Source organism: Comamonas denitrificans, assembly GCF_042654745.1.
Classification (GTDB): domain Bacteria; phylum Pseudomonadota; class Gammaproteobacteria; order Burkholderiales; family Burkholderiaceae_C; genus Comamonas; species Comamonas denitrificans.
In genome coordinates, this window is record NZ_JBHSEY010000001.1 from 146,578 (window position 1) to 161,346 (window position 14,769).

The following is a 14,769-nucleotide window of genomic DNA, read 5'->3' on the forward strand; positions in this document are numbered from 1 at the left end:
TCCGGTGCTGAGAACCTATTTACGATCATTGAGTATGCCCACCACCCATTTGCTGTACCTGCACGGTTTTCGCTCTTCCCCCCAGTCGTTTAAAGCCCGCTATTTGGCCAACATCATCGCCCAGCGCCATCCGCAGGTGCAGTGGTGGTGCCCTCAGTTGCCCGCCTCGCCAGCGCAGGCCATGGCGCAGGTGCTGGCCGGGGTGGCCGATTGGCCCAGCCGCAGCATGGCGGTGGTGGGCTCTTCGCTGGGCGGGTACTACGCCAGCTACGTGGCGCAGCGCAAGGGCTGCAAAAGTGTGCTGCTCAACCCGGCGGTGGCCCCGGATGAAACTTTGGCGCAGTACATCGACAGCCACCAACCGCTGTGGCACCAGCCTGCAAATGCACAGGAAGAGGCGATTTTTTTCCGCGCCGAATACATTGACGAGTTGCGCGCTTTGTCGGTGCGAGCGCTACCCCCAGGGGGGGCGGAGCTGGGCATTTTTTGCACCGGCGATGAGGTGCTCGATTGGCGCGAGATGGTGCAGCGCTACCCCCAGGCGCAGCAGCGCATCGTGCAGGGCGGGGACCATGCCATCAGTGACTTTGCCACCTTGGTGCCCGAGGTGTTAAGTTTTTTGGAACTGCCCTGAGCTTGCAAAACGACAAGAAAAAAATGGCGGCAGCACCCGACCCCCATGGGACAATCCGCCCCCATGTACGCATTGTTTGAAGATGCCGGAAAATTTTTCGCCGGCCGCATCCTTTCCGAGGCCGATGCCTCCTCCCAAATCGAGTTGGACTCGGGCAAACGGGTCAAGGTCAAAGCCGCCAACATCCTTCTGAAGTTTGACAAGCCCAGCCCGTCTGAGCTGCTGACCCAGGCCCAGGCGCAAGCGGCCGAGGTGGAGCTGGACTTGGCCTGGGAATTTGCCCCCGAGGCCGAGTTTGGCTTTGCCGAAATTGCCAAAGACTACTTCTCGGCCAACGCCAGCCTGATCGAGCAGGCCGGCATGCTGGTGGCGCTGTTTGGTGCGCCGCATTACTTTCGCCGCGCGGGCAAAGGGCGGTTTAAGAAAGCGCCGGCAGAAATCCTGCAGCAAGCGCTGGCCGCGATCGAGAAGAAAAAGCAGCTGCAAGCGCAGATGGATGCCTGGGCGGCCGAGCTGGTCAGCGGCCAGTGCCCGCAGCCCATTCGCGAGCAGCTCTACAAAATTTTGTTCCGGCCGGACAAAAACGCCCCGGAATACAAAGCCGTGGTCGAGGCCAGCCGCCAGGCGCAAACCGCGCCGCTGCAGCTGCTGCAGCAAGCCGGGGCGATTGCCTCGGCCTACCAGTTTCACTGGCAGCGCTTTTTGCTGGACAACTTCCCCAAGGGCACCGGTTTTCCTGCCCTGCCAGTGCCCCAGCCGCCCGAGGATTTGCCGCTGGCCAGCGTGCAGGCGTATTCGATTGACGACTCGCAAACCACCGAGATTGACGATGCCCTGTCCGTCACCGGGCTGGGCAGTGGCCAGGTCACGCTGGGCATTCACATTGCGGCACCGGGGCTGGCGATTGCGCCCGGCTCGGATCTGGACAAACTGGGTCGCCAGCGCCTGTCCACCGTGTACATGCCGGGCTACAAAATCACCATGCTGCCCGATGAGGTGGTGCAGGCCTACACCCTGGATGCCGGCCGCGCCAACCCGGCAGTGTCGCTGTACGTCACCTACGATGAGGCGAGCCTGGACGTGCTGGAGAAAACCACCCGCCTAGAGCGCGTGCCCGTGGCGCACAACTTCCGCCACGACCAGCTCGACCACATCGTCACAGAAGAGCACCTTGCGCAGGATATAAGCCAAGTTCAGGTAGAAAACATCCCGCAATCCTTAAAAGACGTGTGGAACGAGCTATCGTTCTTGCACAAACTGGCGCAGCACCTGAAGCACCAGCGCGAAGTGGTGCGCGGCAAGCCGGAAAACTTCAGCCGCCCGGATTACAGCTTTCGCCTGCAAGGCAACGGCAAAAACGAGCCCGATGGCAGCGAGACCGTGCACATTAGCACCCGCAAGCGCGGCTCCCCGCTGGATTTGATCGTGGCCGAGGCCGCCATCGTCGCCAACAGCAGCTGGGGCCAAATGCTGGCCGACTTTGGCGTGCCCGGCATCTACCGCAGCCAAGCCAGCATGGCCCCAGGGGTGAAGGTGCGCATGTCCACCAAAGCCCAGCCGCACGCGGGCATGGGGGTCAAGTGCTACACCTGGGCCACCTCGCCGCTGCGCCGCTATGTGGATTTGGTCAATCAATGGCAGGTGATTGCCTGCGCCCGCCACGGGGCCACGGCAGCGCTGGCGGCACCGTTCAAGCCCAAAGATGCCGATTTGTTCTCCATCATCAGCAACTTTGAGGCCACCTACGGCGCGTACAACAGTTACCAAGCGGGCATGGAGCGCTTTTGGACGCTCAAGTATTTGGAGCAAAACGGCATCACCGAGATCGACGGCGCATTGATCCGCGACGATGCTGCCGGCGGTGCCCTGGTGCGGGCCGATAGCTTGCCGCTGGTGGTGAACGTGCTCGGTGCCCAGGGCATGGGGCGCGGGGCGCGGGTGCGCGTCAAGCTGGGGCAGGTGGATTTGATCAGTCTGGACATTCACGGCACCGTCGTTGCCCGCTTGGACGATCCGCAGGACCCGAGTGACGATGCACCGCTGGACGCAGAGGACGATGGCGATGGTGCCGAAGTCACTGCCGGTCCCATCGCCATTGCCGTTGATGTGAATGAGGCCGACAGCCCCGATAATCCCACGCCGTGAAAAAGCTTAACTCTCCACTTGCGCTGGCGCTGCTCATCTCACTGGCTGTTCACGCCGTGCCGCTGAGTGTGCGTATCGTGGCCCCGCAGCAGTTCAATCGGGTGTTTCAAGATACGGCGCTGGAAGTCATCTTGGTTAATGCCCAAAGCCAAGAACGCCCAGAGCACGCCCAAGCCATTGCCCAGGCCAATTTGGCTGGCGGCGGCGATGTCGCCCAAGGCCGGGCCACCAGCCCCATGCCGTACTCGGCCCTGACCCGCATTGGCGATGATTTTGAAGAGCGCCAACGCCAGATCGATGCCCTGCAAGAGCGGCAAACCACCTTGCTCACGCAATTGCGCCAGCGCCTGGCCGCCCTGCCCGAATTCGATCCGCGCGAAGCCGCCCAGCAGCAGGCCCGTGAACAACAAGAGCAAAAGCGCCAGCAATTGCTCAAGCAATTGGCCGAGCTGGAAAAACGCATCAACGAAGAAAACGCCCGCCCGAAAAAGCGCTACATCAGCCCCGCCACCAAGGAAGCGGCCTACGCCGTGTACTACGACGCATTGCGCCACAAAGTGGAGGAAAAAGGCACGGAAAACTTCCCCGAAGTTGGCGGGCGCAAGCTGTATGGCGACCTGATCATGGTGCTGACCATCAACCACGATGGCCGGGTGCTGGAAACCGAAATCGTGCAAAGCTCCGGCCAGCAAGATTTGGACCGCCGTGCCCAAGCCATTGCCTACGCATCCGGCCCCTTTGGCAGCTTCACCCCGGCCATGCGGGCCCAGGCCGACCAAATTGTGGTCGTAGCGCGCTTTAGCTTTACGCGCGACCAGGTGCTGCAAGCCAATGTGCAAGCCAATGTACAAGCCAATGAGCGTTAATCACTTTTCTCACGCCGATCCTGTGGATCGTGCTGATCATGCGGTCATGCGATGACAACACCTGACAATTACTGTGTATTTGGCAACCCCATTGGGCACAGCCGTTCGCCCTGGATTCACCAGCGCTTTGCCCAGCTGACCGGGCAAAACCTCGATTACCAAGCGCGTTTGGCTCCGTTAGATGGTTTTGCCGACAGTTTGCGCGACTTTATCGCCCAGGGCGGCAAAGGGGCCAACGTCACCGTTCCCTTCAAGCACGACGCGGCCCGTTGCGCCCACACCTGCAGCCAGCGGGTGGTGCTGGCCGGGGCGGCCAATACCTTGCTCATCAGCGCCGACGGGCAGATTCACGCCGACAACACCGACGGCCTGGGGCTGGTGGCCGACATCACCCACAACGCCGGGGTAGCGCTGGCCGGGGCCGATCTCTTGCTGGTCGGTGCCGGGGGTGCGGCAGCGGGTGTGCTCGGGCCGCTGCTGCAGGCCCAGCCCCGCAGCATCACCGTCTGCAACCGCACCGCGGCCAAGGCGCAGGCGCTGGTGGCCCGCCACCAAGCCCTGGCCCAGCAGCAAAATGTGCAGCTGCTGGCGCAAGAGCAGCAAGCCTTGGACCGTGATTTTTCCATCATTATTAATGCCACCGCTGCCAGCCTGAGCGGCGGCGCAGTGCCCGTGCCCGAGGGCAGCGTGCGCCCCGGTGCCTTGGTGTACGACATGATGTACGGCCCGGCCGCCGAAGGTTTTTTAGACTGGGCCTGGCAGCAAGGCGGCATTGCCCGCGATGGCCTGGGCATGCTGGTCGAGCAAGCGGCGGCGGCCTTTGCCCTGTGGCGCGGCGTGCAGCCCCCGAGCGCACAGGTGCTCGATGAGCTGCGCGATCTGTTGCTGGCGCAGCAGGCATGATGCTTTGACGGTGGTGAAAGCGTTTCTCACCGGGCTGGAGCGCTGGCTGCTGGCGGTGATTGCCGCAGCGGTGTTGCTGCAGTTGTTTTTTGTGTTGCGCATTGCCTTGATGGCCTGGTGGGCCCCGCAATCGACCGCGTTTGAGCGCACCCAGTTGTGGCAACACTGGCACACCGGGGTTCGCAGCCCCTGGCAGCAGCAGTGGGTGGATTATGAAAACATCGCCCCCGCACTGAAAAAAGCGGTTTTAACGGCAGAAGACGACCTGTTTACCGAACATGACGGCGTGCAGTGGCAGGCCATCGAGCGCGCCTGGCAGCGCAACCAAAAAGCCTTGGCCCAGGCCGAGCAAAAATCCACGGCCAAGCCGGTGCGCATTGTTGGCGGCTCCACCATTACCCAGCAATTGGCCAAAAACTTGCTGTTGTCGGGCGAGCGCAGTCTGCTGCGCAAAGGGCAAGAGCTGGCATTGGCCTTTTTATTAGAGCAATTCTTGGATAAACGCCGGATTTTGGAGCTGTACCTGAACCATGCCGAATGGGGGCAGGGCATTTTTGGGGCCGAGGCGGCGGCGCAGCATTACTTTAAAAAACCGGCCAGTCGGCTGACCAGCTTGGAAGCGGCCCGTTTGGCCGTCATGCTGCCGCGCCCGCGCTACTTTCAGCAGCATTGGCAGTCGGGGTATTTAAGCCAACGCGCCCAAGTGATTGCGCGGCGCATGGCGGGCACGGCGATTCCTTAGATCGTGAACACGTTCTTAGCGCCTGTGTGGGATTTTGTTTAAAGTAATAGTGCTGTGCGCTCTTGTTTATTGGTTTATCTATTTAAATCAGCAAAATAGTGTTGATTTATCAGCGAAAGCAGCTCCTTTTTATGCGTATTCTTGGCATTGACCCCGGCTTGCAAACCACCGGCTTTGGCGTGATTGATTGCCACGGGGCGCAGCTGCAGTACGTGGCCAGCGGCACCATCCGCACCACGCGCACGCCGGGGGTGGCGTTGGGGGATTTGCCGCAGCGGCTGAAAATTATTTTTCAAAGCCTGGGCGAAGTGGTGCAGCGCTACCAGCCCAGCACCGCCGTGGTGGAGATTGTGTTTGTGAACGTCAATCCGCAATCGACCCTGCTGCTGGGGCAGGCGCGCGGTGCGGCTTTGACCGCCTTGGTGGCGCACGATTTGACCGTGGCCGAGTACACCGCCTTGCAAATGAAAAAAGCCATCACCGGCAATGGCCGCGCCGCCAAGGGGCAAATCCAGGCCATGGTGCAGCACATGCTGCGCCTGCCGGGGCTGCCTGGGCCGGATGCGGCCGATGCCCTGGGGCTGGCCATCACCCACGCCCACGCTGCGCCCATGCTGGACAAGCTGGCCGACCAAACCAGCCTGCAGCGGCGCCAGCACGCCATGCTCAAAGCCGGGCGGGTGTACTAAGAACGTGTTCACGATCTCCTCATGGGTGTGCGGGCGCGGCTTCGGGCGGTCTGCGTCGTTGCAAATCCTCGCAATAGCCAAGCTATTGCTGTGGTTTGCGCCTCGCAACCCATCCCGAACCGCATCCCCCACACCTTCATTCGAGATCATGAACACGTTCTAAGGGCATGCGCAGCCAGTCAAGTTAGCCAGTGAAGTCAGTTACAGCAGAAGGTTAGAGAAGTTTGAAGCAATTGTTGAACGTTGGGCGCATGCGCCTGGCCGTGGCCGCTTGGCTGCTGCTGGCCGCGTGCGCTGTGCAGGCCGCCAGCAGCGTGCATGGCAAGGTGGTTGGCGTGGCCGATGGCGACACTGTTACGGTGCTCAGCGCCAAGAACAAGCGCTACAAAATCCGCTTGCAAGGCGTTGATGCGCCGGAGTTGCGCCAAGCCTTTGGGCGGCAGTCAAAAAAAGCCTTGTCCGATTTGGTCTTTGGCCAGCCGGTGCGGGTGCAACTGCAAGGCAAAGACCGCTATGGCCGTTGGCTGGGCAAGGTACTGGTGGCCGAGCCCGGCTGCCGTGCCGCCCACTGCCCCTTGACGCTGGATGCCGGCCATGCACAGATCACGCGCGGCTTGGCCTGGTGGTACCGCGCCTATGCCAAAGAGCAAGGCGCGGTGGATGCCGCCACCTATGCCCATGCCGAAAAACAAGCCCGCGCCTACCGCCTAGGCCTGTGGCAAACGAAAAAGCCCACCCCGCCGTGGGTGTGGCGGCGCAAACATTGAAGCGCCCGCATGGCCGTTGATCTGCCGCTTGCCCCTTCAGCGGCGCTGCCATTGGGCCGCAGTGGCTGGCTCTGCTACGCTTGGCGGCTATGAATGTGTCCAGTCCCCTTGCCCTAGAAATTGCCGAAACCGCTGCCCGCCTGATTGTTGAAGAGGGCTTGGAGTGGGGGCCGGCCAAGCGCCGCGCCGTCAAACAAATGGGGTTGCCCCCGCGCACGGCTTTGCCCGATAACGCCGTGCTCGAAGATGCGGTGCGCGCTTACCTGGAGCTGTTTTGTGCCGATACCCAGCCGCAGGAGCTGCACGCCTTGCGCACCTTGGCGCAGGAGTGGATGCAGCGGCTGGAAGATTTTCGCCCCCACCTGACCGGCGCGGTGTGGCGGGGCACGGCCACGCGCTTATCCGATATTTATCTGCAATTGTTTTGCGATGACCCCAAAGCCGCTGAAATTGCCCTGCTGGATCGGCAAGTGCGCTTTGAGGTCAGCCAAGTGCCCGGCTTTAAAGGGGCGCTGGTTGATGCCTTGAGCATTCACAGCTGGTGCGCCCCCTTGGGCGAAACGGTGGGGGTACACCTGCTGATTCATGATTTTGACGAGCTGCGCGGAGCGCTGAAGCCCGACAGCCAAGGCCGCAGCCCACGCGGCGATTTACGCGCCTTGCAAACCTTGCTGGCCGCGCAGGAGGATGCATGACAAGCACAGACAACAAAAGCGCCCGCCGCCAATGGCTGCTTGCCGCTGGCGGGGTGGCGCTCACCAGCGCCGTGGGCCTCGGTGTGTGGCAAGCCGTGCGCCCTGCAGCTGGTGAGCTGGACGCTGGGTTGAATCACTTTTGGGCGCAGCAGCTGCCCTTGCCTTCAGGCGAGATGGTGGCCTTGCAGCAGTTCCAAGGCCAGGGCCGGCCCCTGTTGGTGAATTTTTGGGCCACTTGGTGCCCGCCGTGCGTGAAAGAGCTGCCCTTGCTCGACCAACTGGCGCAAACGCAAGCCCAGGCCGGTGGCCAAGGCCTGCGGGTGCTGGGCATTGCGGCGGACAAGGCGGCCAATGTCACCCGTTGGTTGCAGCGCCAGCCCTTGAGCTTTCCGGTGGTGATTGCTGAAACGGGGGGCGTGACGCTGACGCGGCCCTTGGGCAATAGCAACGGGGGCCTGCCGTTTTCCCTGCTCTTTGACGGGGCGGGGCAGTTGAAGCAGCGTAGAATTGGCGCCTTTACCGAAGAAATTTTGCAGCGCTGGACGGCTGCAGTTGCACCATAAATAGCGTTTGTTGAATCAACGGCACGCGCGGCATAAAAAAATTCCACACCGACGTTGATTAAAAATAAGACCAAAAGAACGCAAAAGCCCGAAATTAGGGTACATTCGCGCCCTTGTTTGAATGATTGTGGGAGCTTTCATGGATCTGCGTAAACTCAAAACCCTCATTGACTTGGTGTCCGAATCGAACGTCTCGGAGCTGGAAATTACCGAAGCCGAGGGCAAAGTCCGCATCGTTAAAAGCGCGGGTGTGGTGCAGCAATTTGTCGCTGCCGCCCCAGTGGCTGCTGCCCCGGCTGCAGCGCCTGCCGCCCCAGTGGCTGAATTGCCGGCCCCCCCTGCGGCCGTGGTCGGCCACCAAGTGAAATCGCCCATGGTGGGCACGTTCTACCGCGCATCGGCCCCGGGTGCCAAGCCGTTTATTGAAATCGGTGCCCAGGTCAAAGAAGGCGATGTGCTGTGCATTATTGAGGCCATGAAGATCTTGAACGAGATCGAGGCCGACAAGACCGGCACCGTCACCCGCGTGCTGGCAGAAAACGGCCAAGCCGTTGAATACGGCCAACCGCTGTTCGTGATTGAGTAAGCCTTGCCACGTGGGCGCTGCTACAGACATCACTGTGGCCGGTGCCAGCATCGTGTACAGCGCGCTCGCCCCGGCAGCAGCCAGGGGCGCGAAACAACGAGGAGCCTTCTTTCATGTTTAAAAAAATCCTAGTCGCCAACCGTGGTGAGATTGCCTTGCGCATCCAACGCGCGTGCCGCGAAATGGGCATTAAGGCGGTGATGGTGTATTCCGAAGCCGACCGCGATGCCAAATACGTCAAATTGGCCGACGAAGCCGTGTGCATTGGCCCCGCGCCGTCGCCGCTGAGCTATTTGAATATGCCGGCGCTGATCTCGGCGGCCGAAGTCACCGATGCCGAAGCCATTCACCCCGGCTATGGCTTTTTGGCCGAGAACGCCGACTTTGCCGAACGCGTTGAGCAAAGCGGTTTTCAGTTCATTGGCCCCACGGCCGAATCCATCCGCATCATGGGCGACAAAGTCTCGGCCAAGCAGGCCATGATCAAGGCCGGTGTGCCCTGCGTGCCCGGCTCGGAGGGCGAGTTGCCCGATGACCCGGCCACCATTCGCCGCATTGCCAAATCCATTGGCTACCCGGTGATTGTCAAAGCCGCTGGCGGCGGTGGCGGGCGGGGCATGCGGGTGGTGCATACCGAGGCCGCTTTGGTCAATGCGGTGCAAATGACCAAGGCCGAGGCCCAGGTCGCCTTTGGCAACCCGGCCGTGTATATGGAAAAGTTCTTGCAGAACCCGCGCCATATCGAAATCCAGATCATGGCCGACCAGCACAAGAACGCCGTCTATCTGGGCGAGCGCGATTGCTCCATGCAGCGGCGCCATCAAAAAGTGATTGAAGAGGCCCCGGCCCCCGGCATTCCGCGCCGTTTGATCGAAAAAATTGGTGAACGCTGCGTCAGCGCATGCAAAAAAATTGGCTACCGTGGCGCTGGCACCTTTGAATTTTTGTACGAAAACGGCGAGTTCTATTTCATCGAAATGAACACCCGTGTGCAGGTGGAGCACCCGGTGTCCGAATTGATCACCGGCGTGGACATTGTGAAAACGCAAATCATGGTGGCGGCGGGCGAAAAGCTGCCGTTCAGCCAGCGCCAGATCAACGGACAAATGCGCGGCCACGCCATTGAGTGCCGCATCAACGCGGAAGACCCGTTCAAGTTCATCCCCTCACCCGGGCGCGTCACCATGTGGCACATGCCCGGCGGCCCCGGCGTGCGCGTGGACTCGCACGTGTACAACAACTACTTTGTGCCGCCCAATTACGACTCGATGATCGGCAAAATCATCGTTTATGGCGACACCCGCGAGCAGGCCATGGCCCGCATGCGCACGGCCTTGTCTGAAGTGGTGGTCGAAGGGATTAAAACCAACGTGCCCCTGCACCAAGAGCTGATGGTCGATGCCGGCTTTGCCGAAGGCGGCACCAACATTCACTACCTGGAGCATTGGCTCAGCCAGCGCAAGCGTTGATACGCCAGCAGGCCCGGCACGCACCAGTGTGTCGCCTTATTAATATAGCTATTACCGCTTTGTTAATATCATTTCAGATGTTTTGTGGCCTGAAATTGAGTATTGACAAGCGCTAATAGCTATTCTTATTTTGAAAGATTCACCCCATGTTTGAACTCATCCTCATGTGCCCACAAGAACAGGTGGAAGACATCAGCGATGCGCTCGATGCGCTGGATGCACTGAGCGTTTCGGTCGAAGACATGGATGCCCACACCGATGCCGAGCAAGCCCTGTTTGGCGAACCCGGCATGCCCGCGCCCAAAGACGGCTGGAACCGCAGCCGCATCACGGCCCTGTTCCAAGAGCGCGCGGGCGCTGAAGAGGCGGCCAAGCTGTTGGCGCTGCAAGACTTTTTCACGGGCTGCCAGCTGCTGGGGATTCAGCCGCTGGAGCCACAAGACTGGGTGCGCCTGACGCAAGCGCAATTTCAGCCGGTGGACATTACGCCCGATTTCTGGATCGTCCCCACCTGGCACGAGTTGCCGCAGGCCGCCAAGGTCAGCATCCGCCTCGATCCTGGCCTGGCCTTTGGCACGGGCACCCACCCCACCACCCGCATGTGCTTGCGCTGGATTGCCCGCCAGCCCCAGGGCAGCTTGGGCCGGGTGCTGGACTACGGTTGTGGCTCGGGCATTTTGGCCATTGGCGCGGCCAAGTTTGGGGCGCAAGACATTGATGCGGTCGATATTGATGCCGATGCCGTGACCTCCTGCCAGCTCAACGCCCAGGCCAACCAGGTGCAGCTCAAGGCCGGTTTGCCCGACCAGGCCAGCGGCCAGTACCAAACCGTGTTGGCCAATATTTTGGCCACGCCGCTCAAAGTGCTGGCCCCGCTGCTGGCCAACCATGTGCAGGCGGGCGGCCATTTGGTGCTGGCGGGAATTTTGGAGCGCCAGACCGAAGAGTTGATCGCGGCCTACGCCCCCTATTTGCCCCTGCAAGTGGCCGATAGCGAAGATGGCTGGGTGCTCATGACCGCACAGCGCGGCATGGCCTAGCCCCGCAGCCAGCTTCTACAATCTGCGGGCCATGAGCTTAATCACCTGCTGCCCCTCTTGCGCAACCCGGTTTCGGGTCGTCCCTGACCAACTGCGGATTTCCGACGGTTGGGTGCGCTGTGGCCGCTGTCAAGAAGTCTTTGATGCCGCCGCCGCCCTGCAAGAGCAGCAGGAGGCGGCGTTGGCCGCCCCCCAACCGGCGGTGCCGCCACCGCCACCGCCAGCACCGGCGACAGAAGCTGCGCCTGCGCCTGAGGGCACGCCTTTGCCCCGGCCAGAATTTTTCCCGCCGCCTGCGCAGGAACTGGAACCGGCGCCACAGCCGGAACCAGAACCTCTCCCTGAACCAGAACCTGTCCCGGAACCGGAGCCAGAGCCAGAACCGGAACCAAAACCTGCGCCACTGCCCGATCCGGAACCGCAGCTGGAAGCTGAACCACCACTGCAGCCAGAACCTGCACCCAGGCCAGAGCCATTCATGGAGCTGGAGTTGGAGTCGCGCTTGCTGGATGCACCCGCCCCGGTGCCCGATGGAGTGCAAGACCTTACCGAGGCGTTTGAACCGCACGCGCGCGACCCGCTGGCTGGGGCGCTGCCGGTGCCGCCAGTCGTTCCGCCACTCCCGCCAGCCGCACCACGTACCGAGCCGGTGCTGGATGTGCCGGCCGCCGCCGTGGCAGCAGACGATGATGCGGGCGCGGATGCGGACGATGACCTCACCCCCGCCCCCAGCTTTGTGCGCCAAGCCCAGCGCCGCGCCCGTTGGAACCAGCCGTGGCTGCGCGCGCTGGTGGGGCTGTTGTGCGTGCTGTTGCCGTTGGCCTTGGCATTGCAGTACGTGGTGTACCAGCGCAACCCGCTGGCTGCACAAAACCCGGCGTTGCGTCCGGCGCTCAGCGCCCTGTGCGCAGCCCTGGGATGCACGATTGCCGCCCCGCAAAACATTGGCATGGTAGTGGTGGCAGGCTCGGCCTTTAACCAGGAAACTGCGCCGGGCCGCTACCGCTTGGGCCTGAGTGTGCGCAACCAGGCCAGCAGCATCGTCGCCACCCCGGCGCTGGAGCTGACGCTGACCGATGCCAGCGACCAGCCGTTGGTGCGCAAAATATTTTTGCCTGCCGAACTGGGCATGCCGCCTGAACTGGGCCCTCGGGCCGAGTGGAATGGCACCTTGCCCATGCAGGTACAGGCCTTGCCGCAGCCTATTTCTGGCTACCGCATGGAGCTGTTTTATCCCTAAGACTGAAAAAACTGAAGAAAGATTGTTGCTATGACCGCCCTGATTTGTGGCTCCCTGGCGTTTGACACCATCATGGGCTTTGAAGGCCGTTTTGCCGATCAAATCCTGCCCCAACAGCTACACATTTTGAATGTGTCCTTCCTGGTGCCCTCGCTGCGCCGCGATTTTGGTGGCTGCGCAGGCAATATTGCGTACAGCTTGAACCTGCTGGGCGGCCAGGCCGTGCCCATGGCCACCGTGGGCCAAGACGGTGTGGAGTATGTGCAGCGCTTGCAAAACTTGGGCATTGCGACCCATTGCATTCGGGAGGTGCCGGACAGCTACACCGCCCAGGCCATGATCATGACCGACCGGGACAACAACCAGATCACCGCCTTTCACCCCGGGGCCATGAACCACGCGCACTTGAACACGATTGATGCCAGCCTGGGGGCAAAAATCGCCATCGTCGCCCCGGATGGGCGCGATGCCATGCTCCAGCACGCGGCCCAATTGCATGCGGCGGGCATCCCCTTTGTGTTTGACCCCGGCCAAGGCTTGCCCATGTTCAATGGGCAGGAGCTGCTCACCTTTGTCGAGCAGGCCAGCTGGGTGGCGGTAAACGACTACGAGGCCCAAATGCTCTGCGAGCGCACGGGGCTGGATTTGAGCGCCCTGTCCCACAAGGTGCAAGGCTTGGTCGTGACGCTGGGCGCACAAGGCTGCCAGGTCTGGCAGCAGGGCCAAGCCGTGCAGGTGCCCCCCGTGGCCCCCAAGGCCGTGGTCGATCCCACCGGATGTGGCGATGCGTGGCGTGGTGCCTTGCTGTTTGGATTGCTGCAGGGCTGGGATTTGCCCCGCTGTGCGGCCTTGGGCAACCGCATGGGGGCACTGAAAGTGGCCGCCCAAGGGCCGCAAAACTACCAACTGGACTTTTCTCCTTTGGATTGCGGCCTGTAGTCACCCCTAAGAACGTGTTCACGATCTCCTCATGGGTGTGTGGGCGCGGCTTCGGGCGGTCTGCGTCGTTGCAAATCCTCGCAATAGCCAAGCTATTGCTGTGGTTTGCGCCTTGCAGCCCATCCCGAACCGCATCCCCCACACCTTCATTCGAGATCATGAACACGTTCTAAGAACGTGTTCACGATCTCCTCATGGGTGTGCGGGCGCGGCTTCGGGCGGTCTGCGTCGTTGCAAATCCTCGCAATAGCCAAGCTATTGCTGTGGTTTGCGCCTTGCAGCCCATCCCGAACCGCATCCCCCACACCTTCATTTGAGATCATGAACGCGTTCTAAAACGTAGCAAGGAGAGGGCTGATGCTGGGACAGTTTTTTGTGCAAGGCTGGGCCCCCGATCCTTTGCTGTGGGCGCAGCACGACCCGTGGCTGGTGCTGCCCAGCATTTTTGCCTCGTGGGTGGCGCTGCGTGTACTCATGCGGCCGGTGCTTTCGGCCCCGGTGCTGTGGGCGGCTGCCGTGCTGGTGGGCGCGGGCATTGGCACCATGCACTATGTGGGCATGGCCGCCTCGGAGCTGGCCCCGTTCATGCGCTACGACCTGGGGGGCTTTGTGCTGTCTTTGGTGGTGGCCGTGGTGCTGGCGGCCTTGGCGCTGTGGGTGCGCTTTGGGCTGCAGCGGTTTTTGCCGCTTGGCTCCTGGGCCAACGGGGTGCTGGCCGGGGTGATGATGGGCAGTGCGATTGCCGCCATGCACTACACCGGCATTGCCGCGCTGCGCTTTACCGAGCCGATCGCCCAGCTGTACGCCGCTGGCCAAGCGATGGCCATTTCTGTGCAAACCGTGTTGTCGATTGCGGTGGCGATTGTCACGGTGGGCCTGAGCCTGCTGGTGCTGGTCATGAACGGCAATCTGCGCTACCGCTACTTGCTTGATGAAATGCGGGCGGCCCGCAAACACCAGGAAGCGGTAGAAGAGTTGTTGCGCCGCAGCGAGGAGCAGTACCGCTCGCTGGCGAAAAACACCCCGGGGGCGACTTTTCGTTGCCGCATTGATGCGCTGTGGAGCATGGTGTTCATCAGCGATTCGGTGCTGCCCCTGACCGGCTGGCCAGCCCAAGCATTTATCGAGGGCAAGGTTTCTTTTGCCCAAATCCTGCATCCAGACGATGAAAAATGGGTGGGCGCAGCCGTTGAAAAAGCCGTTGCGCAGCGCCAACCCTACCACCTGGAGTACCGCATCCTGGACCGCGATGGCGGGGTGCGCTGGGTGTCGGAAACGGGCCGGGCGGCCTACAGCCAGTCCGATGCCCAGTTGTATCTGGATGGGGTGATGATGGACATCACCGCCGCCAAGCTGCGCCGGGCCGAGTTTGAGGGCATCGTCAGCGCCTTGAATCGCGTGGTGGCCATGATTGAGCTGGATTTAGCCCGGATATTTCACGCATGTAGCCAACGGCGTGCGCAGCGGGGCATCGCGGCGCGGATTTGAGCG

General features: G+C 61.7%; 15 protein-coding genes and 1 pseudogene. All 16 read left to right on the plus strand.

Annotated features, from left to right (window positions below; all coding sequences use genetic code 11):
• Positions 1–34: 34 nt before the first annotated feature.
• Positions 35–634 carry a YqiA/YcfP family alpha/beta fold hydrolase gene (locus tag ACFO24_RS00775; protein WP_207574622.1) on the plus strand — a complete coding sequence of 200 codons (600 nt, stop codon included), beginning with the start codon at positions 35–37 and terminating at the stop codon, positions 632–634.
• 63 nt (positions 635–697) lie between these two features.
• Positions 698–2,779, plus strand: a complete 2,082-nt coding sequence (locus ACFO24_RS00780) for a ribonuclease catalytic domain-containing protein (protein ID WP_377736240.1) — start codon at positions 698–700, stop codon at positions 2,777–2,779.
• Complete coding sequence (locus tag ACFO24_RS00785; RefSeq protein WP_377736210.1) at positions 2,776–3,645, plus strand: energy transducer TonB; 870 nt, start codon at positions 2,776–2,778, stop codon at positions 3,643–3,645. The genes ACFO24_RS00780 and ACFO24_RS00785 overlap by 4 nt, the downstream gene beginning before the upstream one ends.
• Before the next feature lie 51 nt (positions 3,646–3,696).
• On the plus strand, positions 3,697–4,548 hold the full coding sequence (gene aroE / locus ACFO24_RS00790) for a shikimate dehydrogenase (RefSeq protein ID WP_377736212.1): 852 nt from the start codon (positions 3,697–3,699) through the stop codon (positions 4,546–4,548).
• Between the two features lie 13 nt (positions 4,549–4,561).
• Entirely contained in the window at positions 4,562–5,290 is a 729-nt protein-coding gene (gene mtgA, locus ACFO24_RS00795; protein ID WP_377736214.1) for a monofunctional biosynthetic peptidoglycan transglycosylase, read from the plus strand.
• Between the two features lie 131 nt (positions 5,291–5,421).
• Entirely contained in the window at positions 5,422–5,979 is a 558-nt protein-coding gene (gene ruvC / locus ACFO24_RS00800; RefSeq protein WP_207574626.1) for a crossover junction endodeoxyribonuclease RuvC, read from the plus strand.
• A 224-nt stretch (positions 5,980–6,203) separates the two neighbouring features.
• A complete protein-coding gene (locus ACFO24_RS00805) occupies positions 6,204–6,746 on the plus strand; it encodes a thermonuclease family protein (RefSeq protein ID WP_377736218.1) in 543 nt (180 codons plus the stop codon).
• Positions 6,747–6,835: 89 nt separating this feature from the next.
• Positions 6,836–7,441, plus strand: a complete 606-nt coding sequence (locus ACFO24_RS00810; RefSeq protein ID WP_207574627.1) for a hypothetical protein — start codon at positions 6,836–6,838, stop codon at positions 7,439–7,441.
• The gene (locus ACFO24_RS00815) at positions 7,438–8,004 is read left to right on the plus strand and encodes a TlpA disulfide reductase family protein (RefSeq protein WP_377736221.1); all 567 of its coding nucleotides are present in this window, start codon (positions 7,438–7,440) and stop codon (positions 8,002–8,004) included. Before ACFO24_RS00810 ends, ACFO24_RS00815 begins: the two co-directional genes overlap by 4 nt.
• 139 nt (positions 8,005–8,143) lie before the next feature.
• Entirely contained in the window at positions 8,144–8,590 is a 447-nt protein-coding gene (accB, locus tag ACFO24_RS00820) for an acetyl-CoA carboxylase biotin carboxyl carrier protein (protein WP_207574629.1), read from the plus strand.
• 113 nt (positions 8,591–8,703) lie between these two features.
• Positions 8,704–10,059 carry an acetyl-CoA carboxylase biotin carboxylase subunit gene (accC, locus tag ACFO24_RS00825; protein WP_207574630.1) on the plus strand — a complete coding sequence of 452 codons (1,356 nt, stop codon included), beginning with the start codon at positions 8,704–8,706 and terminating at the stop codon, positions 10,057–10,059.
• A 146-nt stretch (positions 10,060–10,205) separates the two neighbouring features.
• Positions 10,206–11,099, plus strand: coding sequence for a 50S ribosomal protein L11 methyltransferase (prmA, locus tag ACFO24_RS00830; RefSeq protein ID WP_377736224.1), 894 nt, complete (start codon positions 10,206–10,208; stop codon positions 11,097–11,099).
• Positions 11,100–11,130: 31 nt separating this feature from the next.
• Positions 11,131–11,199, plus strand: a pseudogene (locus ACFO24_RS00835) (MJ0042-type zinc finger domain-containing protein); the annotation flags it as partial.
• 378 nt (positions 11,200–11,577) lie between these two features.
• Positions 11,578–12,339 carry a DUF3426 domain-containing protein gene (locus tag ACFO24_RS00840; RefSeq protein ID WP_377736242.1) on the plus strand — a complete coding sequence of 254 codons (762 nt, stop codon included), beginning with the start codon at positions 11,578–11,580 and terminating at the stop codon, positions 12,337–12,339.
• A 30-nt stretch (positions 12,340–12,369) separates the two neighbouring features.
• Positions 12,370–13,278, plus strand: a complete 909-nt coding sequence (locus tag ACFO24_RS00845) for a carbohydrate kinase family protein (protein WP_377736227.1) — start codon at positions 12,370–12,372, stop codon at positions 13,276–13,278.
• 357 nt (positions 13,279–13,635) lie between these two features.
• Positions 13,636–14,766 carry an MHYT domain-containing protein gene (locus ACFO24_RS00850; protein WP_377736230.1) on the plus strand — a complete coding sequence of 377 codons (1,131 nt, stop codon included), beginning with the start codon at positions 13,636–13,638 and terminating at the stop codon, positions 14,764–14,766.
• Positions 14,767–14,769 lie beyond the last annotated feature (3 nt).